This is a genomic window from Lacinutrix cladophorae, assembly GCF_053604645.1.
In genome coordinates, this window is record NZ_JBSHNR010000119.1 from 522,663 (window position 1) to 548,716 (window position 26,054).

26 protein-coding genes are annotated in these 26,054 nt (G+C 31.3%); 12 read left to right on the forward strand and 14 right to left on the reverse strand.

The genetic code is table 11. The features are described from left to right. Window positions 1–9: 9 nt before the first annotated feature. The 3 genes from ACVC3Y_RS12675 to ACVC3Y_RS12685 form a co-directional block, all read right to left on the reverse strand. On the reverse strand, window positions 10–1,476 hold the full coding sequence (locus tag ACVC3Y_RS12675; protein WP_452227094.1) for a magnesium chelatase: 1,467 nt from the start codon (window positions 1,474–1,476) through the stop codon (window positions 10–12). Window positions 1,477–1,548: 72 nt separating this feature from the next. Beyond that, window positions 1,549–2,676 carry a vWA domain-containing protein gene (locus ACVC3Y_RS12680; protein ID WP_303423960.1) on the reverse strand — a complete coding sequence of 376 codons (1,128 nt, stop codon included), beginning with the start codon at window positions 2,674–2,676 and terminating at the stop codon, window positions 1,549–1,551. Between the two features lie 54 nt (window positions 2,677–2,730). After that, window positions 2,731–3,408, reverse strand: a complete 678-nt coding sequence (locus tag ACVC3Y_RS12685) for a Crp/Fnr family transcriptional regulator (protein WP_303423961.1) — start codon at window positions 3,406–3,408, stop codon at window positions 2,731–2,733. A 106-nt stretch (window positions 3,409–3,514) separates the two neighbouring features. Here ACVC3Y_RS12685 and ACVC3Y_RS12690 point away from each other — a divergent pair, with 106 nt between their 5' ends. The 12 genes from ACVC3Y_RS12690 (at window position 3,515) to ACVC3Y_RS12745 (ending at window position 15,681) form a co-directional block, all read left to right on the forward strand. Beyond that, the gene (locus ACVC3Y_RS12690) at window positions 3,515–5,893 is read left to right on the forward strand and encodes a heavy metal translocating P-type ATPase (RefSeq protein ID WP_452227095.1); all 2,379 of its coding nucleotides are present in this window, start codon (window positions 3,515–3,517) and stop codon (window positions 5,891–5,893) included. Window positions 5,894–5,978: 85 nt separating this feature from the next. Beyond that, window positions 5,979–6,167, forward strand: coding sequence for a cbb3-type cytochrome oxidase assembly protein CcoS (gene ccoS, locus ACVC3Y_RS12695; protein ID WP_303423963.1), 189 nt, complete (start codon window positions 5,979–5,981; stop codon window positions 6,165–6,167). 5 nt (window positions 6,168–6,172) lie between these two features. After that, window positions 6,173–8,350, forward strand: coding sequence for a cytochrome-c oxidase, cbb3-type subunit I (gene ccoN / locus ACVC3Y_RS12700; protein WP_303423964.1), 2,178 nt, complete (start codon window positions 6,173–6,175; stop codon window positions 8,348–8,350). A gap of 10 nt (window positions 8,351–8,360) precedes the next feature. Then, window positions 8,361–8,552 (forward strand): CcoQ/FixQ family Cbb3-type cytochrome c oxidase assembly chaperone, encoded by a 192-nt coding sequence (locus ACVC3Y_RS12705; protein ID WP_303423965.1) that lies wholly within the window; start codon window positions 8,361–8,363, stop codon window positions 8,550–8,552. Continuing rightward, window positions 8,549–9,436 carry a cbb3-type cytochrome c oxidase N-terminal domain-containing protein gene (locus tag ACVC3Y_RS12710; protein ID WP_303423966.1) on the forward strand — a complete coding sequence of 296 codons (888 nt, stop codon included), beginning with the start codon at window positions 8,549–8,551 and terminating at the stop codon, window positions 9,434–9,436. Before ACVC3Y_RS12705 ends, ACVC3Y_RS12710 begins: the two co-directional genes overlap by 4 nt. A 20-nt stretch (window positions 9,437–9,456) precedes the next feature. Then, the gene (gene ccoG / locus ACVC3Y_RS12715) at window positions 9,457–10,881 is read left to right on the forward strand and encodes a cytochrome c oxidase accessory protein CcoG (protein WP_303423967.1); all 1,425 of its coding nucleotides are present in this window, start codon (window positions 9,457–9,459) and stop codon (window positions 10,879–10,881) included. A gap of 173 nt (window positions 10,882–11,054) precedes the next feature. Then, on the forward strand, window positions 11,055–11,501 hold the full coding sequence (locus ACVC3Y_RS12720) for a FixH family protein (RefSeq protein ID WP_303424036.1): 447 nt from the start codon (window positions 11,055–11,057) through the stop codon (window positions 11,499–11,501). Further along, entirely contained in the window at window positions 11,502–12,203 is a 702-nt protein-coding gene (locus ACVC3Y_RS12725; protein ID WP_303423968.1) for a sulfite exporter TauE/SafE family protein, read from the forward strand. It abuts the gene before it with no gap. Window positions 12,204–12,261: 58 nt separating this feature from the next. Next, window positions 12,262–13,689: a pyridoxal phosphate-dependent decarboxylase family protein gene (locus tag ACVC3Y_RS12730; protein ID WP_452227096.1), complete on the forward strand. Its 1,428-nt coding sequence runs from the start codon at window positions 12,262–12,264 to the stop codon at window positions 13,687–13,689. A 95-nt stretch (window positions 13,690–13,784) separates the two neighbouring features. Next, window positions 13,785–14,204, forward strand: coding sequence for a CBS domain-containing protein (locus ACVC3Y_RS12735; RefSeq protein ID WP_303423970.1), 420 nt, complete (start codon window positions 13,785–13,787; stop codon window positions 14,202–14,204). Window positions 14,205–14,382: 178 nt separating this feature from the next. Then, a complete protein-coding gene (locus ACVC3Y_RS12740; RefSeq protein ID WP_303423971.1) occupies window positions 14,383–15,204 on the forward strand; it encodes a universal stress protein in 822 nt (273 codons plus the stop codon). Between the two features lie 42 nt (window positions 15,205–15,246). Next, complete coding sequence (locus ACVC3Y_RS12745) at window positions 15,247–15,681, forward strand: RrF2 family transcriptional regulator (RefSeq protein WP_303423972.1); 435 nt, start codon at window positions 15,247–15,249, stop codon at window positions 15,679–15,681. Between the two features lie 316 nt (window positions 15,682–15,997). Here the strand turns inward: ACVC3Y_RS12745 and ACVC3Y_RS12750 are convergent, their stop codons facing one another. From ACVC3Y_RS12750 to hemN, 11 genes are all read right to left on the reverse strand, one after another. Next, the gene (locus ACVC3Y_RS12750; RefSeq protein ID WP_303423973.1) at window positions 15,998–16,450 is read right to left on the reverse strand and encodes a hypothetical protein; all 453 of its coding nucleotides are present in this window, start codon (window positions 16,448–16,450) and stop codon (window positions 15,998–16,000) included. A gap of 12 nt (window positions 16,451–16,462) precedes the next feature. After that, a complete protein-coding gene (locus ACVC3Y_RS12755; RefSeq protein WP_452227097.1) occupies window positions 16,463–17,245 on the reverse strand; it encodes an ABC transporter permease in 783 nt (260 codons plus the stop codon). Continuing rightward, complete coding sequence (locus tag ACVC3Y_RS12760) at window positions 17,238–17,945, reverse strand: ABC transporter ATP-binding protein (protein WP_452227098.1); 708 nt, start codon at window positions 17,943–17,945, stop codon at window positions 17,238–17,240. The genes ACVC3Y_RS12755 and ACVC3Y_RS12760 overlap by 8 nt, the downstream gene beginning before the upstream one ends. Beyond that, a complete protein-coding gene (locus ACVC3Y_RS12765) occupies window positions 17,939–19,174 on the reverse strand; it encodes a nitrous oxide reductase family maturation protein NosD (RefSeq protein ID WP_303423976.1) in 1,236 nt (411 codons plus the stop codon). The genes ACVC3Y_RS12760 and ACVC3Y_RS12765 overlap by 7 nt, the downstream gene beginning before the upstream one ends. A 4-nt stretch (window positions 19,175–19,178) precedes the next feature. Further along, a complete protein-coding gene (locus tag ACVC3Y_RS12770) occupies window positions 19,179–19,616 on the reverse strand; it encodes a nitrous oxide reductase accessory protein NosL (RefSeq protein ID WP_452227099.1) in 438 nt (145 codons plus the stop codon). Between the two features lie 26 nt (window positions 19,617–19,642). Continuing rightward, complete coding sequence (locus ACVC3Y_RS12775; protein ID WP_452227100.1) at window positions 19,643–20,263, reverse strand: hypothetical protein; 621 nt, start codon at window positions 20,261–20,263, stop codon at window positions 19,643–19,645. A gap of 151 nt (window positions 20,264–20,414) precedes the next feature. Then, window positions 20,415–22,385 carry a Sec-dependent nitrous-oxide reductase gene (gene nosZ, locus ACVC3Y_RS12780; RefSeq protein WP_303423979.1) on the reverse strand — a complete coding sequence of 657 codons (1,971 nt, stop codon included), beginning with the start codon at window positions 22,383–22,385 and terminating at the stop codon, window positions 20,415–20,417. Window positions 22,386–22,413: 28 nt separating this feature from the next. After that, window positions 22,414–22,983: a fasciclin domain-containing protein gene (locus ACVC3Y_RS12785; RefSeq protein WP_452227101.1), complete on the reverse strand. Its 570-nt coding sequence runs from the start codon at window positions 22,981–22,983 to the stop codon at window positions 22,414–22,416. Between the two features lie 6 nt (window positions 22,984–22,989). After that, a complete protein-coding gene (locus ACVC3Y_RS12790) occupies window positions 22,990–23,493 on the reverse strand; it encodes a c-type cytochrome (RefSeq protein WP_303423981.1) in 504 nt (167 codons plus the stop codon). 190 nt (window positions 23,494–23,683) lie between these two features. Then, window positions 23,684–24,517, reverse strand: a complete 834-nt coding sequence (locus tag ACVC3Y_RS12795) for a universal stress protein (RefSeq protein WP_303423982.1) — start codon at window positions 24,515–24,517, stop codon at window positions 23,684–23,686. A gap of 21 nt (window positions 24,518–24,538) precedes the next feature. Further along, a complete protein-coding gene (gene hemN / locus ACVC3Y_RS12800; protein WP_303423983.1) occupies window positions 24,539–25,903 on the reverse strand; it encodes an oxygen-independent coproporphyrinogen III oxidase in 1,365 nt (454 codons plus the stop codon). Window positions 25,904–26,054: the final 151 nt, after the last annotated feature.

Genomic DNA, 26,054 nt, shown 5'->3' on the forward strand with positions numbered 1-26,054 from the left:
ACTGGATGGTTATAATCCACTAATATAACTTCCGTAAGGGTCTTTAAACTGGATGCCTTCAGTAAATCTATATTTACTCAACAGCTTATATTCTACCAAAGCCCAAAGCACAAATTCTTTTACAAAATAACTTTCCTCTTTAGATAATTTTGGTTGATGTTCTGCTAATAGGTCATCTAAAGGCGAAACAGCATCTAACAAACTCTTATACTCCTTATCTCGCAAACCATCTAATAATTCAAAACCTTCTGAAGCATTAAAAAACCAAGATACAATAGCATCATAAGGACTTTCATCTTCTTGCTTTTTTAACTTTTCAATCTTTGGAAAAAACTCAGGAAACAAGCTTTTAACTGCTTCACCAATTAAGTTATATGCTACTTGAGCTGCCCCTTCTTGTTCTCCTTCATATACCAATTCTACTTTACCTGTTATTGCAGGAATAATTCCTAAAAAGTCTGATAGGCGAATGGTTGTTTTAGCATCATCAGACTTTAAAGCACGCAATTCTGCAGCACTCAATAAATTTTCAAAAGCAGTAATACTAAGACGTGCACTTACACCACTTTTCTCGTCTATAAAGTCGCTATCACGAGCTTCAAAAACAATTTGCTCTAATAAATCTTTAGCTAATTCTGGTACGTGAATACTTTCTTTTTGACGACCATCCGACTTTGCTTCTTGTTGTGTAATGGTTTTTGCGGTTTCAATATCTGTAGGATAATGCGTTAATATTTGCGATCCAATTCTATCTTTTAAAGGCGTAACAATACTTCCTCTATTGGTATAATCTTCTGGATTTGCAGTAAATATAAACTGCATATCTAAAGGTAAACGTAATTTAAACCCACGAATTTGAATATCTCCTTCTTGCAAAATATTAAACAAAGCCACTTGAATTCTAGCCTGTAAATCTGGTAATTCATTAATTACAAAAATACAACGGTTTGCACGAGGAATCATTCCATAATGAATAACACGATCGTCTGCATAACTTAGTTTTAAATTCGCAGCTTTTATAGGATCTACATCTCCAATAATATCTGCAACGGTAACATCTGGTGTGGCTAATTTTTCGGCAAAACGTTCGCTTCTATGCATCCAGATAATTGGTGTGTCGTCCCCTTTTTCTGCAATTAATTCTGTTGCAAAACGAGATATTGGCTGTAACGGATCGTCATTAATTTCTGAACCTTCTACTACTGGAATATATTCATCTAACAAATTAAGCATCAAACGTGCTAAACGTGTTTTTGCTTGTCCGCGTAATCCTAAAAAATTAATATTATGTCTCGACAAAATAGCGCGTTCTAATTCTGGAATTACAGTATTTTCATAACCATGAACACCTTCAAAAACAGTTGTTTTATTCTTTATTTTTTCAATTAAATTATCTCTTAATTCGTCTTTTATAGATTTACTTTTATATTCCGCTTTTTTTAATTCGCTTAAAGTTTTTATATTTTTTATTTCCATAGTTTTTTTAAAATCTTTTTCATTGAAGTGATTCAACCTTTTCACTTATAGCTTTACACTTTTAACTTATTTCTATCCTTTAATTCTTTTTTTTCTGTTTGTTTCGTAATCTTCAAAAATCATTTCACCTAAACCTTTTAATCCTGTATAAAATGCTTTTCCTTGGTTTGCCTTAGTAAACTCTTCAACAAATTGCATTAAATAAGGATCTTGTGCAATCATGAAAGTAGTAATAGGAATGTGTAATTTTCTAGCCTGTTGTGCTTGGGCATAACATTTATTGGTGATATACGGATTTAAACCATTACTGTCTTTATAATAAGTTCCGTCCGGCAAGCGCAAACAACTTGGTTTCCCATCGGTTATCATAAAAATTTGTTTGTTGGTGTTTCGTTTACGTCGTAATAAATCCATAGCCAACTTTAATCCTGCAACAGTATTTGTATGATAAGGGCCAACATTTAGATATGGTAAATCTTTAATTTTAATTGGCCAAGCATCGTTACCAAAAACTAAAATATCTAATGTGTCTTTTGGGTAGCGTGTGGTAATTAATTCGGCTAAAGCCATCGCAACTTTTTTGGCAGGTGTAATTCTATCCTCTCCATAGAGAATCATACTGTGGCTAATATCTATCATCAACACCGTGCTCATTTGTGATTTGTGTGTAGTTTCTTCAACCACTAGATCATCTTCGGTAAGATTAAAATTGCCTATTCCATGATTTATTTGGGCATTTCTTAGGCTTTCGGTTATAGAGACTTTATCCAAACTATCTCCAAATTGATAATTTCTAAAATCGCCTGTATGTTCATCTCCTATTCCTGTCCCCTTACTTTTATGATTCCCTGCACCACTTCGTTTTATGTTACCAAAAATTTGATCTAATGCAGACTGCCTAATGGCACGTTCCGTTTTTGCAGTAATGGCATTGCCTTTTTTTCCATCTGGTTTCATCTCTTCTCGAATATAACCTTTTGCTTTAAGGTCTTCAATAAAGTCATCAATGGTATATTCTGGAGTCGTTAACTCATATTCTTTATCTAAGTCACGAAGCCAACTTATAGCTTCATCAAAATCACCAGAAGTATGTGTAATTAACTCTTTAAATATATCGAAAAGCTTTTCGAAAGGAGATTGTGAAGGAGCTTCGTAAGTTTTAAACACGAAGCCTTTTTTGTGTATACTTTCTTTTTTCATAGCTGTATAAAAATACAACTAATTCCATTTAATTTTTATAAAATTTTTATAAAACTATTCTACTTTTTTTAAAGCTTCCATATCTACAATTTTAATATGCTTACCTTCAGTAGCTATAAGTCCATCTTTTTTAAATTGGGATAGAATTCGTATTGCAGACTCTGTTGCTGTACCAACCAAATTAGCATAGTCATCTCTAGAAAAATGAATAGATAAAAAGCCCTTTTCATTTTCTCCAAAGTTTTCAAACATGTAAATTAGAATTTCGGCTATTCTGTTTTTAACAGATTTTTGCGCCATATTTACTATAATGTTGTCTGAATCCCTTAAATCATTAGCCATTTGCTCTAACATAGAATGACAAAAATCTGGGTTCTTACTTAAATCATCTACAACTTCTCGTTTAGGAATGAAACAAACTTCCATATCATTAAGTGCAACTGCACTTAAATTTGCAGATTCATTACCTATTAAAGAACGCTGTCCTAATAAGTCTCCTTTTACAACCAATTTTACAATTTGATCTCTTCCGTTTGGGCTTAATTTAGATAACTTACAAATACCTTCTTTAATACAGTAAATTCCATTTATCATTTCACCTTCTTCAAAAATAGTTTCTCCCTTTTTTATCGTTTTAGAAGTTTTACAGTTAGAAACTCTAACTAATTCTTCTTTAGATAAACTTTTTAAAGCATTAAACTGCCTAACAATACACTGATCGCAACTACTCATAGTATAATATAAATTGTTTTGTAAAATTAATTAAAACATGACAAATATCATATTATAATTGCACTTGTTTTGTGACTTTTGTTACAGGTATAAAAGAGCAAATATTATGGACAAATCCACTTGTTTTCATTGTGGTGATGATTGTGATTCTACAATTATAAAATTCGACGAAAAGTCTTTTTGTTGTACTGGTTGTAAAACGGTTTATGAAATTTTTTCAGAAAACGATTTAACCTGTTATTATGATATGCAAGCTTCCCCTGGAGCAATACCGAAAGAGATTCAAGGTAAATACGATTTTCTTTCTAAAGAGAACATCATAGAAAAACTAACCGAATTTAACGATGGCACCACACAAATTGCTACACTCTACATACCGCATATTCACTGTAGTTCTTGTATTTGGATTCTAGAAAACGGGAACAAATTAAACCCTGGAATAACAGCTTCTCAAGTTAATTTTGGTAAGAAAACGGTTCGTGTTACTTACCATACCGAAAAAACATCGCTTAAAGAAGTGGTATTACTTTTAAGTAGTATTGGTTATGAACCTTATATTTCTTTAGACGATTTTAAAACAGGCAAAGAACACATAAACAGAACCCTTATGTACAAATTAGGTATTGCCGGTTTTGCATTTGGAAATGTTATGTTCCTCTCGTTTCCTGAGTATTTTGAAGTTGGTGAATTCTGGTTAGAAAAATACAAACATTTATTTCGTTGGTTAATGTTTGCCTTTTCACTTCCTGTAGTATTTTATGCTGCACAAGATTATTTTATTTCTGCTTATAAAGGGCTACGAGCAAAGATTTTAAATATAGATGTTCCTATTGCCCTTGGTATTGCTGTACTTTTTATTCGAAGTACAATGGAAATCATCTTCGATTTAGGCTCTGGATTTTTCGATAGTTTAACCGGTTTAGTTTTCTTTTTATTACTAGGAAAATTCTTTCAACAAAAAACCTATTCCTTCCTATCGTTTGAGCGCGATTACAAATCGTATTTCCCAATTGCGGTAACTAAAATTTCTTCGGAAAAAGAGGAAACTCCAATTCAGGTGTACGAAATTAAAAAAGGAGATAGACTACTTATTAGAAACGAAGAATTAATTCCTGTTGATGGAATACTTATTAACGGAAAAGCCAGAATTGATTATAGTTTTGTTACTGGAGAATCGGAAGCAGTAAGTAAAAAATCTGGAGACAAATTATTTGCTGGTGGAAAACAAACTGCTGGAGTTCTAGAAATGGAAGCTCTAAAATCGGTAGAGCAAAGTTACCTCACACAATTATGGAGTAACGATGTGTTTAGCAAAAACAAAGAAGATGGTTTTACAACCCTTACCAATAAAATTAGCAAACAATTTACTATTGCTGTTTTAAGTATTGCCATAATTGCTACTACATTTTGGTTGTTTTTTGATGCAAGTAAAGCCATGAATGTATTTACAGCAGTACTTATAATTGCTTGTCCTTGTGCTATTGCCCTCTCTGCTCCTTTTACCTTCGGAAATTTGCTTCGCATCTTTGGAAAGCAAAAATTTTATGTAAAGAATGCTTCGGTTATCGAACAATTAGCAGCTATTAATACGATCATTTTTGACAAAACGGGAACTATCACTTCTAATAAAAAAAGTACGGCAACCTATGAAGGTGAAACGCTTTCTACTTCCGAAGAAACTCTACTAAAAAATACGCTTCGTGGTTCTAACCATCCGTTAAGTAGGACACTTTATGATATTTTAGACGAAAACAATATCATTACATTAAATCATTTTGAAGAGCATTTAGGAAAAGGTATTGAAGCTTCTCATAACAACGAAAACATAAAAATTGGTTCTGCTAGCTTTGTGGGTTCTTCAGAAGCTTCGGTTTTAAATACTGCGGTACATATTAGTACAAATAACATATATAGAGGAAAATATACTTTTTATAATAGCTATAGAAAAGGGTTGTCTAAACTATTCAATAAACTAAAAAAACAATATGATTTAGTAATTCTTTCTGGAGATAATGAAGGAGAATTAGAAAATCTAAAAAAAATACTTCCAAGTAAAACGAAATTAATTTTCAATCAAAAACCAGATGATAAGCTAGAATACATAAAATACCACCAAACCGAAGGCGCCAAAGTACTTATGATAGGAGACGGTTTAAATGATGCTGGTGCCTTAGCACAAAGCAATGTTGGTATTGCACTTTCTGAAAATGTAAATGTCTTCTCTCCTGCATGTGATGCCATTTTAGATGCTTCAAAATTTAATCAGTTAAACAAATATATTAAAGCCTCTAAAAGTGCTATAAAAATTATTAAATGGAGTTTTGTATTGTCTTTTATATATAACATTATCGGACTCTATTTTGCGGTAACCGGACAATTAGCTCCAGTTGTAGCAGCAATTCTAATGCCTTTAAGTTCTATTAGTATTGTAGTATTTACAACTATTGCAACCAATATTTTAGGTAAAAAACTGGCAAGAAATTAGAATGATTAAAAATAACCAAACATGATAAAAATCATGTTTTAAGAATGCTATCCAATGTAATTTTGAACCATAACTTCTAATAGGTATGAGTGTTATATATATATTATTAACTATCAGTATTTTAGTTGCAATTGTTTTTTTTGCAGCTTTTATATATGCATTAAAAAAAGGGCAATTTGATGATAACTATACACCATCTGTTAGAATGCTTTTTGAAGACGAACTGGTAAAAGATCAAACTAAATCAACTATAAAAACTAAAAAGACGAATTAATTATTATGGAAGTACAACAATTTTATTACGATAACAAAATCGTTAAAAATTTCCTTTACGCAACCATACTCTGGGGAGTAGTAGGTATGTCAGTAGGTTTACTGCTTGCGTTCATGTTTTTATTCCCAAACTTAACCGACGGAATATCCTGGTTAAGCTTTGGCCGTTTAAGACCATTACACACCAATGCGGTAATCTTTGCCTTTGTTGGTAATGCTATTTTTGCTGGTGTTTATTACTCAACACAACGGTTACTTAAAGCAAGAATGTATAGTGACTTATTAAGCAAAATAAACTTTTGGGGTTGGCAACTTATTATAGTAGGTGCTGCTATTACATTACCTTTAGGTTATACATCAACAAAAGAGTATGCCGAATTAGAATGGCCGTTTGATATTGCCATTGCTGTTATTTGGGTCGCTTTTGGTATTAACCTTATTGGTACTATGCTTAAACGAAGACAACGTCATTTGTATGTAGCTATTTGGTTTTATATAGCAACTTTTGTTACAGTTGCTGTACTTCATATATTTAATAGTTTAGAACTACCAGTAAGTGCAATGAAAAGTTATTCTGTATACGCAGGCGTTCAAGATGCTTTAGTACAATGGTGGTATGGACATAATGCAGTAGCTTTCTTTTTAACGACACCATTTTTAGGATTGATGTACTATTTTGTACCTAAAGCTGCAAATAGACCTGTATACTCTTATAGATTATCAATTGTTCACTTTTGGTCCTTAATATTTATATATATTTGGGCTGGACCACACCATTTATTATATACCGCTTTACCAGAATGGGCGCAAAGTCTAGGTACTGCATTTTCAATTATGTTATTAATGCCTTCTTGGGGAGGAATGATAAACGGACTATTAACACTTCGTGGCGCTTGGGATAAAGTAAGAACAGATCCTGTTTTAAAATTTATGGTTGTAGCAATTACTGGTTATGGTATGGCTACTTTTGAAGGTCCAATGCTTTCTCTTAAGAATGTAAATGCTATTGGTCACTTTACCGATTGGATTATTGCACACGTTCACGTTGGTGCTTTAGCATGGAATGGTTTCTTAACCTTTGGTATGATTTATTACCTAGTTCCTAAATTATTTAAAACAAAGTTATTCTCTACAGGCTTAGCTAATCTACATTTCTGGGTTGGTACATTAGGTATTATAATGTACACTTTACCAATGTATGTTGCTGGGTTTACGCAAGCTAGTATGTGGAAACAATTTAATCCTGATGGAACTTTAGTTTATGGTAACTTCTTAGAAACAGTTACCGAAATTATGCCTATGTACTGGATGCGTGCTATTGGAGGAACGCTATATATAACAGGAATGTTAATTCTTGTTTATAATGTAGTTGTTACCATAAAAAGCGGTAGTAAAGTAGAAGATGAATTAGCAGAAGCTCCTGCATTACAACATGTGTCTAAAAAACGTACTTCTGGAGAAGGATGGCACACTTGGTTAGAACGTAAACCAATTAAATTAACTATTGGAGCAACAATTGCTATTTTAATTGGTGGTATTGTACAAATAGTTCCTACCATAATGGTTAAATCAAATATACCAACTATTGCTAGTGTAAAACCATATACTCCTCTAGAATTAGAAGGGCGAGATATATACATTCGTGAAGGTTGTGTTGGTTGTCACTCACAAATGGTAAGACCTTTTAGAAGTGAGGTAGAACGTTATGGTGAATACTCTAAAGCTGGAGAATTTGTTTACGATCATCCATTCCTTTGGGGAAGTAAACGAACTGGACCTGATTTACATCGTATTGGTGGAAAATACTCAGATAACTGGCATTTAAATCATATGTATGACCCACAAAGTACTTCTTCTGGTTCTATCATGCCATCTTATAAATGGATTGTTAAAAATGAATTAGACAAATCGATGACCGAAGCTAAAATGGAAGTCATGGTTAAATTAGGGGTTCCTTACACAGATGAAGAAATAGCAAATGCACAACAAGCAATGCTAGATCAAGGTACCAAAATTGAAAAAAACCTATATGCAGATCCAGATTTTGCAGAAACCTATGAAGCAGATAAAACTGCTGGAGGTCCAGAATTTATTGAAATGCGCAATCGTGAAATAGTAGCACTTATTGCTTACTTACAACGTTTAGGTACAGATATAAAAGTAAAAGATTTAGAAACCAATTAAAACTAGAATTATGCTAAAATTTGTAAAAAATTATATGGATAGTATTTCTGGAATTGAAGTATATCCAATTATATCCTTATTAATTTTCTTTGGCTTTTTTGTAGTTCTTTTTTTATGGGTTTACACAGCAAAAAAAGAATATATACAAACAGTAAGTAACATTCCATTAGAAAACGAAAACCAAAACCAAACAGAAAAATGAAAAATTTTATACCATCTTGGGTAAGAGTACCTGTTATATTCTTTATCATATTCGGTCTAGTAGAGTATTTTGTAGACTCTGGTAGTAAACCTGCATTTATTGAACAACCTATAATTATGCTATTCTTATTATTAGTATTAGTTATACTTATTGCTACAGAAGCTATTGTAGGTTCTATGGATAATATACTTTATCAAAGTTTAGATGAAGAAGGAAAAGCAAGGTATGCCGCTTCTAAAGAAGTTAAAACACCTAAATCTATTAAATGGTTGCAAGAAACTTACACCAAGTTACTAGGAGCAAAACCAATACAAGAAGAACACGAAATAATTTTAGACCATAATTATGATGGTATTAAAGAGCTAGATAATAACTTACCACCATGGTGGGTATATAGTTTCTATATTTCTATAGTTTTCGGCGTTGTTTATTTACTTAAATTCCATGTCTTTAATGGTGAAAATCAATATCAAGAATTAGAAATGGAATATGCACAAGCTAAAATAGATATTGAAGAGTACAAAAAAACAGCCAAAGACTTAGTTGATTTTAATACGGTAGAAATCTTAACCGATGCTGCTGATTTAGGAAATGGAAAGAAAATTTTTGAAACCAACTGTGTTGCTTGTCATAAAGCAGATGGTGGTGGTGGAATTGGTCCTAACCTAACAGATAAGCACTGGATTTTAGGTGGTGGAATTAAAAATGTTTTTAAAACAATTACAGAAGGTGGTCGAGATGGTAAAGGAATGATAGCTTGGAAACAAAGTTTAAAACCATCAGAAATTAATCAAGTAGCTAGTTACGTATTACAATTTCAAGGTACAACTCCTGCAGAACCAAAAGCAGCAGAAGGTGACATTTGGGAAGAAACTCAAGAATAAGAACCTAAAGAACAAACATTTTGGAAACTCCAGAAAACGAAACATTTAGAGACAGTATTGGAACGATAAATGAAGAAGGCAAACGCGCTTGGGTATACCCAAAAAAACCAAGCGGGAAATTTTATGAAAAGCGTAAAATAGTAAGTTATATCTTATTAGCTTTTCTTATTGCTGCACCATTCATTAAAATTAATGGGAACCAGTTCTTAATGTTTAATATTTTAGAACGTCGTTTTAATATTTTTGGATTTCCTTTTTGGCCACAAGATTTTCATCTATTTGTAATCTCGATGATTATAGGGGTTATTTTTATAGCACTATTTACCGTGGGATTCGGACGTATTTTTTGCGGATGGATTTGTCCGCAAACCATTTTTTTAGAAATGGTTTTTCGTAGAGTTGAATACTGGATTGATGGAGACAGAAATAAACAACGCAAACTAGACAATCAAAAATGGGATGCAGAAAAAATAAAAAAACGCCTGTTAAAATGGTTTATATTTTTAGTCATTTCATTTATTATTGCGAATGTTTTTTTAGCTTATTTAATAGGTAGTGATAAACTATTACAGTATATAACAGATGGGCCTTCTAATCATTTAGGAACCCTTTTCCCTCTATTAATATTTACTGCAGTTTTCTATTTTGTATTTGCTTGGTTTAGAGAACAGGTTTGTATTATTGCGTGTCCTTACGGAAGATTACAAGGTGTACTTTTAGATAATAAATCGATTATAGTTGCTTACGATCATGTAAGAGGTGAAGGAGAAAATGGACGTAAAAAATTCAGAAAAAACGAAGATCGACAAGAACTTGGTCATGGAGATTGTATTGATTGTTTACAATGTGTACATGTATGTCCTACAGGAATAGATATTCGAAATGGTACACAATTAGAATGTGTAAACTGTACAGCTTGTATCGATGAATGCGATCATATAATGGAAAGTATTAACCTTCCTAAAGGCTTAATTAGATATGCTAGTGAAGATGAAATAGAAAAAGGTGAAAAGTTCAAACTTTCTGCTAGAATGAAAGGATATATTGCTGTATTAATTATTCTTATGGGGGTACTTAGTGGTATGTTATTATTAAGAAACGATGTTGAAGCTAGAATATTAAGACTTCCAGGACAGCTGTATGAGCACAAAGGAGAAACCGTTATTAGCAACGTTTTTACCTATAAATTAGTTAATAAAACAACTCAAGAAATAGAGAACGTAAACTTTAAACTTAGAAAGTATAAAGGAACAATAAAACTGGTATCCACATCAGACAATTTTATAGTTCCCGCACAAGGATTAGCAGAAGGCACACTGTTTATTGAAATAGATAAAAGTCAACTAAAAGGAGACAAAAACAAACTCATGATTGACGTGTATAGTGGAGACAAATTGATTGAAAATACAAGTGTGAACTTTTTAGGACCAAGAAGTTATAATTAAAAAAAAATGTTTGTATGCTAAAGCGCATTAAGGATTGAGCAATTTGTTTGAGCTCCTTGAAAAGAGCGAGTTGTGAAAGCCTGACCTGAAGTACAACGAAAGGTAATGCTCAAAAACAAATGAACTAAAATATGTTTAATTAAAAAACTCCTGTTTTGACAGGTAATACTACTATGAAATTTAATTGGGGAACAGGAATAATTATAGCGTTTATAGGATTTATAAGCTTTATCATGTACTTTATTATTACCATGATGACAGACAGTACATACGATCATGATCTGGTAACCGAAAATTACTATAAACAAGAATTAGAGTTTCAAAACGATATTAATAAGGAAACGAATGCTAAAAGTTTAACAAGCAATATTACTTGGAAAAAAACAGAAGAAGGCATACAAATTATATTTCCTGAAGATCTTTCGATTAATAGCATATCCGGGAAAGTGTTCCTATATAGACCATCTAATAAACAATTTGATTTTGAAACGCCTATTTCATTATCAAACCACAATTTGCTCATACCTGACAAACGTTTGTTAGATGGTCGTTGGAACATTATAGTAGATTGGCAATATAACGGAAAAAACTATCTATACAAAAAAGAAATTGTCTATTAAATGCTTTGGTCTGCACTCATATTTGGTCTATTAGGAAGTTTTCACTGCGTTGGTATGTGTGGTCCTATTGCTTTTATGTTACCAGTAGACAGAAGTAATTCTTTAAAAAAAGTAACACAAATATTTACCTATCATTTTGGCAGGCTATTAGCTTACGCAATAATTGGTTTGTTTTTTGGTTTGATAGGAAAAAGCCTTTACATCTTTGGAATTCAACAACAGCTATCTATTTTTTTAGGGATTATTATGATAGTTGTTGTTGTAATTCCGTCAAGAATTTTCAATAAATACAACTTCTCAAAACCTATTTACAAATTAATATCTAAAGTCAAATCTTCGTTAGGCAAAGCGTTAAAAAAGAAAACTGCAGACACTTTTTTAACTATAGGTTTTCTTAATGGTTTTTTACCATGTGGTTTAGTTTATATGGCCGTTTTTGCTTCTTTAGCAATGCAAAATGCATGGCAAGGAAGTTTATACATGGTATTGTTTGGATTGGGTACTATTCCACTAATGACTTCTGCTATTTATTTAGGTAAATTTTTAAATACCAAAATGAAGCAACGTATTCAAAAAGGGATTCCTATTTTTGTAGTCATTATAGGATTATTATTTATTCTTCGTGGTTTAGGTCTAGGTATTCCTTACCTCTCTCCTGCTCCAATTGTAGATATTGCGTCTAGTGCAATAGAATGTCACTAAATAAGTGGTTTTTTATAAATAGTACACCTATTCATTAAAAAAACAAAAAAAGCCCTTAATGAACAATTCGCATAAACTGCAATTAACTAAAGAAGAAATGAAACAATATGGTTATCAAGTAATTGATACAATTGTAGCACATTTTGATACCGAAAACACAAAGAAACCTGTTGCATCTGCTTCTAGAGAAGAAATGGATCTACTGTTTAAAACCGAAGCGCCACAAGAAGCAACAAACTATAAAGATGTATTAGACTTTGTAACCGAAAAAGTATTACCCAACAGTAATATTGTAACACATCCAAAGTCTTATTCTTTTGTACCAGGACCAAGTAATTTTGTTAGTGTTATGGCAGATACTTTAGCTACTGGATTCAATATTTTCTCTGGCGGTTGGGCAGCTTCTCCTGCTGCTGCAGAATTAGAAATTGTAACCATGAACTGGTTATTAAAACTATTTAAATTTCCAACAAAAAAAGGTGGAGGGATTTTTACAAGTGGTGGCTCCATGGCGAATCTAACTGCTTTGGTAACAGCAAGAAGACAACGTTGTGGCGACGATTTTGCAAAAGCTATTATTTATCTTTCCGATCAAGCACATTCTTCTAATATTAAAGCAATTCGTGTTTTAGGATTTAAAAAAGAACAAATTCGAATTATCCCTACAGATATTGAGTTTAAAATGGCTATTAATAAACTTAAAAATGCGATTGCAAAAGATAGATTAGAAGGCTTGCAGCCCTTTTGTATTATCGCTTCCGCTGGAACAACAAATACAGGAACCGTAGACCCTTTAAACGAAATTGCTAAAATATGTAAAGTCGAAAAACTTTGGTTTCATATTGATGGTGCTTATGGTGCTGCTGCAATTTTATCTAAAAAAGGAAGCCAAGAATTAAAAGGAATTGAAAAAGCAGATTCGTTAGCTATAGATCCGCATAAATGGTTATACCAACCGTATGAAATGGGCTGTTTATTAGTAAGAAATCATAAATGGTTAAGTCAAACTTTTACAGAGAAGCCAGAATATTTAAGAGATATTGAAGGGAATACTTCCGAAATTAATTTTTACGACCACGGAATTCAATTAACGCGTCGCTTTAGAGCTTTAAAATTTTATATGTCGATGAAAACTTTCGGGCTTAACGCTTTTAAAAAAGCAGTTTCTTATTCTATCGATTTAGCCGAAGAAGTAGAAGCACATTTAAGAAAAAGCCCTAATTGGGAAGTCGTATCTCCTGCTACCCTTGCTGTAATTAATTTTAGATATAATCCTATTGGAAAAAATTATTCAGAAAAAAGGCTCGATGCCATAAATCAAGAAATCTCTAAAAAAATAGTAAGCTCTAGAGAAGCACTATTGGTTACCACCATTTTACAAAAGCAAATCGTTTTACGCATGTGTTTAATTAATCCTAGAACCACAATTCTAGATGTAAAAGACACTATAAAAACTTGCGAGAATTTTGCTAAAGAAATTGTTTAACTTTATTTAAAAATAAAGCCTTTAAGCTGACTTTTGTCATATTTATTTTTTGGGTTTTAAACTATCTTTAGTATAGAATTTAAAACCAAAACATTATGAGAAAAAGAATACCAGTTTCGACAATTATGACAAGAGATGTAATTACACTTAATCATTCCGACGATTTAGATGTAGCTGAAAAATTATTCAAAAAAAATAATATTCGTCATATTCCAGTGGTAAGTGGAGATAAAATAATTGGTATGTTAAGTTATACCGATTTATTACGAATTAGTTTTGCTGATGCCATTGATGAAAACGAAAGTGATGTGGATACAGTAGTATATAATATGTTTAGTATAGAACAAGTAATGGCTAAGAATTTAACAAGCATTACTTCAAATACAACGATTAAAGAAGTTGCAGAAATATTAGCAGAAAAAGAATTTCATGCATTACCAATAGTAGATAATGATAAGTTAATTGGAATTGTAACTACCACAGATTTAATAAACTATTTAATAGAACAGTTTTAATATTCTTGCTATTAAATAATAGCTTTAATTAGTAAATCCTAGAGCATTTTTTAGAAAATGGTCTAGGATTTCTTCATTTATAACAAATACTACAAACGATTTATGTAGCGAACTGATTTTAATCATATTTTTTTGAAAGCATATTTTATAACTTGATGTATAACAAACAATTAAAATTATGCAAAACATATTACTTCTCACCGATTTTTCTAATAATGCAAAAAATGCAATACACTATGCGTTACATTTATTTAAAAATGAAAAATGTACTTTTCACTTAATGCATGTTTACAAAATAGGCAGTTATATTTCTGATGATTTAATGTACGCTTCAAAAGAAAGTGTTTTTGAATCCTTAACTAAAGAGCCAAAAGAAAAATTAGAAGCACTTGTTGAAGAGTTAAAAAACAAATTTAATAATGAAAATTATGCATTTGAAACTATTATTGATTTTGATGTTTTTATAGATGCCATTAATCAAGCTATTAGGTCCAAACAAATAGATTTTGTTGTTATGGGAACCAATGGAGCTACAAGTGCAAAAGAAGTTCTCTTTGGTAGCAATACGGTGCAAGTAGCTCGAAAGATTAATTGTAAAACATTAATCATTCCAGAAGCCTATTCATTTACTCCTATTAAGGAACTCTTATTACCTCTAGACCCTTTCGATGCTATAGATGGAAAACAGTTTGCAAGTTTATTAGAATTTATAGAAAACAACAAATTACGAATGCATGTTTTACGGGTAAATCCAAACAATGAAAATAGGGATATTGAAGATAAAGATGTCGCAAATTTATACCGTTATAATTGTAAATATTACATTGTTAATGATGTCCCTATGGATTCTGCTATCTCAAGTTATATGCAAACTAACAATATAGACTTCCTATCTTTATTTATTAAAAACGAGGGCTTTTTAGAAAACTTCTTTTCTAAAAAGAATACTAAAATAACTATTGCTAAAATAAATAAACCTATACTTGTTTTACATCCTTAATTAAAATATTGTGTTAAATTTGCATCAGCATTTAAAAAAGATATGTTTTCGAAAGCTTGTGAATATGGAATAAGAGCATCTATTTTTATTGCGAAAAACTCGCAAGAAGGAAATCGTGTATCTCCTAAAGAAATTTCTGAAGAAATAAATTCACCTAAAGCCTTTACAGCAAAGATTTTACAAGCATTAGTAAAACATAACATTGTTAAATCAATTCGTGGTGCTCATGGTGGATTTGAGATTAATAAAGACAAAATTGTTACAATAAAACTTTCGCAAATAGTACTAGCTATAGATGGCAACTCTGTTTATAGTGGTTGCGGATTAGGATTAAAAACTTGTGATGAAAACCATCCTTGTCCAGTACATGATAAGTTTGAAAGTATTAGGAATGAATTAAAGTACATGTTAGAAACTACCAATTTGGAAGAATTAGCCCAAGGCATAAAATCTGGCACTTCCTTTTTAAAGGTTTAAAAAATTTGAATACAAATAGGTTAAATTTATCCTAAATAAAAACAACCTTACTTCAATAAGTAATCAAAAAAAACATATACATTATGCAATGCACTTGTTGAAAATTAAAAAAAAATTAATAATGTGAATTATCGTTTTGAAACGATTTTTATTGATTCAATAACTCAGGCTATCACAAACCATTATATAGATTTTTTTATCTTTATTTGATAAAAATGAGAGTTTTTAGAACATTTATTTTCTAAAGTAAAACGAATATTAACCTTTCAAAAATAAGCAAAGCGGTTTTGGTATTACATCCTAAAAAAGAAATGAATTAGATTTTAAAATAAAGAAAGAAATCATTAATTAATGCTTCTAGTTTTTCCAAATAAACAGCTCCTTCTGTAATATTTTTAGCTTCTTTTAAATTTGAAATTACATCTAGCATAGGAACCAAAACTACATGCAATTGATCATGAGATTCACCAACCATACTGCAGTTTTTAATAATGTATCCTACTTGTGTAGATAATTTTTTACCTAAGCCATTATAGTCTTTACTATTCTCTGCTTTAAACTTTTGGATAATGGCATCCATTTTTACAACTCCACCTTGTGTTTCTAGATTTACAATCCATTTTTTACCATGATTCAACTTTAACTGTAAAGTATCTAATAATGCAACCGCTTCGGTTTCATTTACTTTTATTACTCCTTTTTGATTTTCGGTTTTACAACCAAAAATAAAAACTAAAAACAGTATTAACATTGTTGGTTTTGCTTTCATAAAGTACATTTTTTAAAAGTCTTTTTTCTTCGATTTATTTATTATTCGACAAACTGGTAAAATCACCCAAACAGTTAACATAAAGAAAGACACGATAAGCCCGAAACTGGTCCCAAAAAATTGTTTAAAAACTGCTCCTGTATACCCAAGTAATGCCGAAATATCTAGTTTTAATAAAATTAAAGTTCTAGATAAATCTATAGGATTTAGCATCGTCCCAAATAATGATAATTTATCTAATGGATAATCTTCAAATAGAATTAGTGTCATTAAAAATAATCCGTCATAAATGACAGCAAGAAATAGCCAAAGTAAGATAGCATAGCCAAAGCCTTTGATTTTATTTTCGTTAGAAAGAGCAATATTAAATGCTAATGCAGTAAAAATCAAGGTTAAAAATACTCCTGTAATTAGAAGAAGAGAAAAATCCCAAACAGCACTACTTTCAAACAAACCATAAAACACAAACGGGATTCCTAAACCTAGAATTAAGCTCATAGATAGCGATAATGCTACTCCTAAATATTGTCCTAAAAAGATAGAAGCACGTTTAATTGGTTGTGCTAAAAGTAATTCGGTAAATTCTTGTGAATTATAATAATACATGACACCAAAAATGGTACCTATTAAAGGTACTAAAACAATAATAACATTCATTAAAGTAATAACTGCTTTAGATAAATCATTGTTTAAAAATAGCAAAATAACACCTAGTAATAAATAGAACGCAAAATAGACGTAACTCCAACGACTACGCATCAAATCGAAAAAACTATATCTTAATATTTTAAGCATGATTATTAGTTAATATAGACGCAATTGCATGTTCAAAATCTTGCTGATTGGTCTTGGTTTTTAATTCTTGAATGGAGCCTTTAAAGTAAATTTCACCTTCTAAAATAAATACAATTTCATCAGATATTTCTTCTACAAAACTCATAATATGTGAAGTAATTAGTATTGTTTTCCCTTTTGCTTTCGCTACTTTTATTAGTTCTTTCAAGCGTATTAGAGAAATTGGATCTAAGCCAGTTGTTGGTTCATCCAAAATAATTAAAGGACTATTAAACATAAAGGTTAATACCAGATTTACTTTTTGTTTTGTTCCACCAGAAAGGTTTCCCAATTTTTTATCTAAAAAAGGTTCTAAGCGAAGTAATTCTATTAAACGTTGATCTTCGTCTGTAGGTTTGCGTAAATCCTTAATCATTTTAATTAATTCTTTTACCTTCAAATTACTTGGGAAATTGGCTATTTGTGGCAAGTAATCAATTTTATGTCTGTAATCTGAATTTTTCTTAATTTCTTCACCTAATACAGTGATTTCTCCTTTATCAGGAATAACCATTCCTAAAACTGCTTTAATCAATGTTGTCTTTCCAGATCCATTTGGACCAAGAATGGCAAAAATACCGCCTTCATTAATTGTTAAATTTAAACCACTTAAGACTTGATTCCTTCCGAATTTTTTATGTAAATTTTGAATCGTTACCATGTTATTCTTTTAATTTGTGGGTTCTTGTCTAATAAATTATCTGGTGTAAAAACTGGGGATACTTTTTCAGAAAAATCAATAATATCTATAAACATACTACGTAGTAAAATGATAGTTTCTGGTGTACGGTTTACTATATATGAAAACAATTTCACTGGTCTGTAAGGCACATCTCCTATACCATTTTTATCGAGATCATATCCTGTATAATTGCTCCAATAATTCTTATCAAAAACATTATCGTTTACATTGCTATTGTACGCGATATCAAAAGAGTTATATAAGAAGTTGTTTTCTGTAAAATTATTTGCGTAACACGCTCCTTTTACCTTAATAGCCCATCCGTTATTAGAAAAACTATTGTGTCTATAATTAATACGATTAGAGCCTTCTATGTTAATTCCAATGGTATTATCTTCAAAAATATTGCCTATAATTTCAGCATCATTAATCTCTTTTAATAGCATTCCGTAGGAAGCTGTTCCCCAATTTTCTTTAAAAAGATTGTTATACATTTTTATGCGTTTAGAAAACATAACTGCTACTCCAGCACCATTGTTTTCAAACGTATTATCTTGATATGTATCATCATTAGAAAACATAAAGTGTAAGCCGTAACGCACATTTAGAGTACTAATATTATTTTTAATTAAGCAGTCGTCAGAGAACTCTAAGTAAATACCATCTCTTACATGTTCTACGTAATTATGTTCAATTTCTACATTTTTACTATACCATAATTGAATGCCATTACCAGAGTTGTATTCTTCCACAGCATCTCCAATTATTTTGTTATGATACACTTTTCCATTTCTAGATTTTTCGATATAAATACCAAAGAAAAGTTTTTCTAATACTAAATTCTGAATGACAAAATTTTTGCTGTTTTTAACTCTAATCGCAGCATAATCTTCAGTGTAACTTGTGCCAACATTTATAATAAACAAGCCATCAACGGTAACATTATCTGCTGTTATAGTAATAATTTCACCTTTTTTTTCACCATCAATTACTGGGTAATTTTTACCAATAATTGTTAGTGGTTTGTCTACTACAATTGCATGCTCTTTGTAAGAACCTTTTTCAACTATTATGGTATCAAAATCTTTTGATTGTGTTATAGCCTCTTTTAAAGTTGAAACAGGACAAGTGCTACAAACCTCAATAGTTTGGGCAATACTTATGTTAGCTATGAAAATAGCTATAAAGAAAACCGTTATACTTTTCATGTTACTAGTCTTTTAGGTGAGCTAGTAATTCTGGCCAAGAGTATAGTTTTCCGCCTTTTTCTGTTTGTACTTTTTCTGCTTCAGATTTATTTTCAAATGCTGTTAAAAATGCTCCCATTGGGCTTGGCATGTTTTTACTGATTAAAAACGTTGCTTTTGTTGCATCCGTGAAAGCTTCTGGTTTAGAAAAATAATTAGTGAGGTATAATTCTATTTCGGACGTATCAAATTCATCGAAATAATGAATCATACATTCTGTTGCATCAAATTTATAAACTTTTCCTTTTTTTGTTACAAACTCTGCTGCATGTACTTTATCTACAATGGTCATTTTACAAAAGTGACAACCATCACTTCCATATTCTATGGATTTTGGTGATACATTACAACTTGAAAAAATTAGAAGTAATATAAGAGCTGAATAGTGTTTTAGTGTTTTCATTATTTTAGTGTTTTGAAAATGTAAAATTAGGATGTTGTTTTCTTCAAACTTATTTTTCGGCCTAGCCAAAAAGCAACAAGTGTTAAAGACATTCCTATAAACATTAAGTAACCTCCTGTATTTGGTAAAGAAGTAACATCAAAATTTAATAGTTTTTTAAACCCAATTAATGGTGGTTTGTATGACATTGGTGTACCATCTGGATTTGTTACTTTTATAATAGCGTGTGGGTCTAAATTGCCACCATAATCCGCTAACCAATTATTAAAATCGTACATGCCTAAGATGCCTAAAACAGACATTAAAACAAACCAACCTAAGAAATATTTATAACTCACTTTGTTAAGATATCCCAATGAACCAATAATTACACCTAATAAAGCCATACCTAATATTACTTTAGGAAATACTGAGAATTCCCACATTTCTTCTGCTTTTGGTATGGTTTTCATACCTATGTAGTGATTTAAACCGTCAATATTTTGTAAATCAAATTCAGATACACCTTTTATACCATCGATATAAATATTCATACCTAAAGGGTCTGGATATTGAGGTGCTCCAAGCATAATGTTCCATAACGGGAATTTAAAAAGTCCTAATAACAGTAATGAACCAATTATCATTATAATGCTAGCCTTTTTCATGATGTGTAATATTTAGTATTCTTTTCCGTGAGGTTTCTGTGTTAACAGAATAAAGTGTTTTAAAAAAGAAAGGCGAGAGCGAAAACTCAACTCTCGCCTTAATTAGAGAAATAAACACTAAAACAAAATTTCTCTAATTCTTCAAATTAATTTACTCAATATCTTCTCCTAGAGACCATTTAATTGGCACATCTGAATCTGCAGCAGAAACTCTGATATAACCTTGCATTTCTTGGTGCAATGCAGAACAGAAATCTGTACAATAGAAAGGCCATACACCAACTTGTTTAGGTTCCCATACAGATGATTTTGTTTGTCCTGGCATTATCAATAATTCTGAATTGTTTTGACCAAGTACAGCAAATCCATGAGGTACATCAAAATCTTGCTCTAAATTAGTAACGTGGAAAAAGACTTTGTCTCCTACTTTTACACCTTCAATATTATCTGGTGAGAAGTGACTCCTAATAGTGGTCATATAAATATGAACTTCGTTTCCGTCTCTTACTACTTTAGTTTCAGCATCAGATTTTGCAGCATATGGATGTTTGTTATCTGCTAACTTATAGATTTTTTGAGATTGCTCTTTAATAAGACTTGCTTCCATTGCTGCTGCATAATGTGGCTCACCATGTGTTGGAAAATCTAATAATAATTCCATTTTTTCTCCCGAAATATCATACAACTGGGCAGAATGCTCCATTTCTGGACCCGTTGGTAAATAACGATCTTTTGTTATTTTGTTCATTGCAAACATGTATTTACCTTGAGGTTTCCCTGAGTTTCCTCCAGGAATTGTTAAGTGACCAACAGAGTAATATGTAGGTTTTCTGTCGATAACTTCCCAAGTTCCTATTTTCCATTTTACAACTTCAGAAGAAATAAAGAATGTAGTATATGCATTTCCTTGGCCATCAAACTCTGTGTGTAATGGTCCTAATCCTGGTTGCTCTACAACGCCAGCTAAAACATCTTCGAAATTTAAAATAGGAATGCCGTAAGCTTCACCTGCAAATTTCTCTTTTTCAATAGCATCTAACATTTTTGTAAATGAATGCACGGTTAAATTAGCAGATAATTTTCCGTTACCAACTATGTATTCACCAGAAGGATCAACATCACAACCATGTGGTGATTTTGGTGTTGGTATGAAATAAACAGCTCCAGGAACATCAATTGGGTTTACAACACGAACCTCTTTATTCATAGTAGATTTTGCTGTATGTGTATGCTCATCATATACATTATGTGTATAATTAGCTGGCATCATTTTTCCACCACCATTATTTACATATTCTTCAATTTTTTTCCAGTTTATAGCTGCAATAAAATCTTTATCGTTTTGAGATGCATTCACCTCTAAAAGCGTACTAGCTTCTTCTGTATTATATGTTGTAAAGAAGAACCAACCGTGAGATTTCCCACGTCCTGGATGTGACAAATCGTAGTTAAAACCTGGCATTAAAACTTGAAATTTAATATCCATGTTTCCTGTTTCTGGTGCTACGCTAATAAAAGATAAGGCTCCTTGAAAGTTTCCTTTGTAATCTTTAATTGGCATATCTCGTTGCGGGATTGGCACAGAAAAACGTGTTCCTGCAACTACATATTCTGTGTTTTCGGTTACAAAAGAAGAACTGTGGTTGCCAGCACTATTTGGAACCTCAATAATTTCTTCTGTTTCAAATGTGGTAAGGCTAATTCTTGCAATACGCGGTGTATTATTTTCATTTATAAAAACCCAACGACCATCAATTTCTCCTTTAGATTGCGAAATATCTGGATGGTGAGAATCCCCCCAAGGAATAAATCCGTGAGAAGTATTTAACATAGGTTTAGTCTCTTCAGAATAACCATAACCAGATGTTGGAAACTGTGAAAACACAGGAATCTCTTTAAACATTCTCCCAGAAGGTAAACCATAAACGGTTAAATTACCACTATATCCACCAGATATAAAAGCGTAATGTGAGTCATACTCTCCAGGAGCTATATAAACTTTCTCTGCAATATTATTTGCAAGGGCTCCAGATTTAGAGTTGGATTTGTTCCCGTTATTACAACTTGTAAACCCTAAAAGGATAATAAGTGTTGCAATGCTTGATGTTAGTATTCTTTTCATTATTTTAATATTTTATTTAGTGTTTCAATTATTCAGTTGGTGGCAATAACACTTTGTCTATTATGTGTACAATACCATTACCGGCAGGCATGCTAGCAAGAATTTTAGCTCCTCCAATCATTGGTTCTCCATCTACTACCTCTACTTTTACATAGCCATTATTTGCTTGACCTAGTTTTTTAAATTTCTTTAAAAAGTCTTTAGAATAGTTGCCTGGTGTTACATGATACTTTAAAATATTTGCTAAAGCATCTTTGTTTTCTGGTTTTAATAAATTTTCAACTGTACCTTCTGGTAATGCTGCAAAGGCTTCATTAGTTGGTGCAAAAACCATTAATGGTCCTGCGTTTACTAAAGCATTTTCTAATGCTGCTGCTTGTACTGCGGCTACTAACGTAGTATGATCTTTAGAACCAATTGCAATACTTAAAACGGTTGTACTTCCATCATCTTCAATAAATGCTTGTCCAGTTTTTTGTATTGTAGCTTGTGTTTCTACTTCTGTGCTTGTGTTTGCATTTTCTGTATTACTGTCTTTGCAAGCACTTAATAAAGTCATTGCAGCAAAAACAAAAAGCATATTCTTAATTCGTTTCATAACGATTTATTTAAGAGTTCTAAAATATTCTAAAACAGCTCTTGCTTCTTTTTCAGTAAGGTGTTGGTTTGCCATTGGTGCACCATTAAACTCGATTAATAACTCTTTTGCTAATGGATCTTCTTTTACCATTTGCTCTGGATTTAAAATCATGTTCATTACCCATTCTGGAGTTCTTCTTTCTAGAATACCTTTTGGAGCTGGGCCAATAAATTTTTTGTCTGCTCTATGGCAAGCTGTACACATTTTCTTATAAACATCTTCCCCGTGTGTTGCCATTGCTTGATCTATTTCAGCACCAAGTGTAATAGATTTTATTGGGCCAACACCTTTATTGTCTAAATTTACTTTTTTAGAAGCAGAAACCTTTTCTGCTTTTGGAGTTGCAGCTTTTTCTGTTGTTGCCTTTTTTTGATAAGAGAATCCTTCTTTTTTCTTTTCTTCTTTGCCTCCACAACTTACTAGAAGTGTTACAAATAATACCATCAATAATTTTAGTGTTGTTTTCATCTGTTTTAGTTATTGGTTATTTTAATACTGTAAATTTACTTTGAAAACTTATTTTAAAACATGACATTTATCATATTTAGGACAAAATTGTCTTAATTAAAAATCATGTATAAAAAAGCCGAACATTGTTCGGCTTTTCACTCACTTTAAATTTAATTAATTAACTATTAAGACCTCTTTTAAAGTGAAACTAAATTTTAAATGTCATCACTGGCAAAGTAGAATGATTTGCTATATCTTCAGAAATACTACCTTCAAAGAAATGCGCTAAACCTTTTCTACCATGTGTTGCAACTGCAACTAAATCTGCACCAACAATATTAGAATAATTTAACACTCCTTGTTCAATAGTATAATCATTAACATAAGCAACATTTTTCATCTTGTCTAGATTTCCATCTGCTTTTTTCAAAAAAGTTGCCACACGTTTTTCTATTTCGGTAGAGCTTCTAAAGCGATTATCTGGCAGGTTTACATAGACTAAATGCACTTTCGTATTTAAAGCTTCAAACAATTTACTAGCGTTTAGATATGGAGCTACTGCTTCATCAGAAAAATCGGAAGCAAAAATCACATTTTCAAAATCGGTTAAAATAGGATTTTGCTTTATAACTAATACAGGAATATTAGAATGTCTTACTACTTTTTCTGTGTTAGAACCAACAAGTACTTCTTTTAATCCACTTGCACCATGCGAGCCCATTATTATTAAATCTACATCATGCTCTTTAGCTACTTCACTAACTTCGCTAAACACTTTAAAGTGTTTTACTAAAGGAGTCACATTTACGTCTTGTAAATAGTCTTTATTTAAAAATTCTTGAAACTTTTGTTCTGCTAATTTTAAATAAAAAACGGTTTCTTCTTGTTGCAAGTTTTCTGCACTAGAAATTAAAGCATTCGATAATTCTAGCATGTGTAATGCTAATATTTCTGCATTATATTTTTTTGCTAAAACAGCAGCTGTTTCTAATGCGTATTCTGAGTGTTCCGAAAAATCTATTGGTACAATAATTTTTTTCATGGTTTTTATCGTTTTATGGTTTTAAATGGTCATTGAAAATAGTTGGGCTTCTGGCTTACTACGTTGAAGAAGTAAATCGAAAGCCATACAAATATTTCGAACAAAGGGTTTTCCTTTATCGGTAATTATTATTTTATTGGAAAAGATTTCAATTAGTTCATCTTGTTCCATTTCTTTAAGTTTTATTAAGGTATCTGGTAATTCTGCAAAATAATTTTCTGTTGCTGTCCAAGAAGTTTCAAATTGACACATTAGATTTAAAATATGTTTTCTAATAATTAAATCTTCATCTAATAAAATATGTCCTCGATACACAGGAATTATTCCTTCATCTACCAAATGGTAATACGCTTCAATTCCTTTAACATTTTGAGCAAAACCATACCAACTATCGCTAATTGAAGAAACACCTAGACCAATCATTGCCTTTGTTTTTGAGGCTGTATACCCCATAAAATTTCTATGCAATTCTTTCTTTATAGTTGCTTTATATAAGGTATCTGTTGGTAATGCAAAGTGATCCATCCCTATTTCTACATAATCTGCTTGAAAAAGCATTTCTTTACCCAATTCGTATTGCTTACGTTTACTTTCTGCTGTTGGCAAATCGTTATCTTTATACCCACGTTGCCCGTTACCTTTAATCCATGGTACATGCGCATAGCTATAAAAAGCAATTCTATCTGGTTTTAATAATTTGGTTTTATTAATGGTTTCTTGAACATGTGCTTCGGTTTGAAATGGCAAGCCAAAAATAATATCATGACTTATAGAGGTATAGCCAATTTCTCGTGCAGTTTCTGTTACACGTTTTACGTTTTCAAAAGGTTGTATTCTATGTATAGCTTTTTGAACCGTTTCATTATAGTCTTGTACACCAAAACTTACACGTTTAAAACCTAAATTATATAAGGCTTGTAAATGTTCTTTTGTGGTGTTATTTGGATGACCTTCAAAACTAAACGCATAATTTTCAGCAAGGGTTGCTTTTCTTAAAATTCCAGCAATTAAATATTCTAAGTTTTCTGGTGTAAAAAAAGTAGGTGTTCCACCTCCTAAATGTAATTCTTTAATATTGGGTTTCTTTTCTAATAAGTCACAGTAAAGTTTCCATTCTTTTAAAACAGCTGTAATATAAGGAGTTTCTACTTCATGTCTTTTCGTAATACGTTTATTACAGCCACAAAAGGTGCATAAGCTTTCACAAAAAGGCAAATGGATATAAAGGCTAATACCTTCGGAGTCATTACTTTCTTGAAAAGATTCTATTAAAGAAGCTTTCCATTTTTTTAATGAGAATGTATTGTTATTCCAATACGGAACTGTAGGATAACTCGTATAACGAGGACCTGCTATATTATATTTATTAACTAGTAAATTTGCCATACCTAAAAATTCTACACCAAAATTACACCGCTTATACCTAAAAAAATATGACATATATCATATTAAAAATAATTGCTGTTACTAAGAATTTAATATGTACTTGCAGAAACCCTTTTATCTACTTAACTTTACTGAAACATTTAAAATTTAA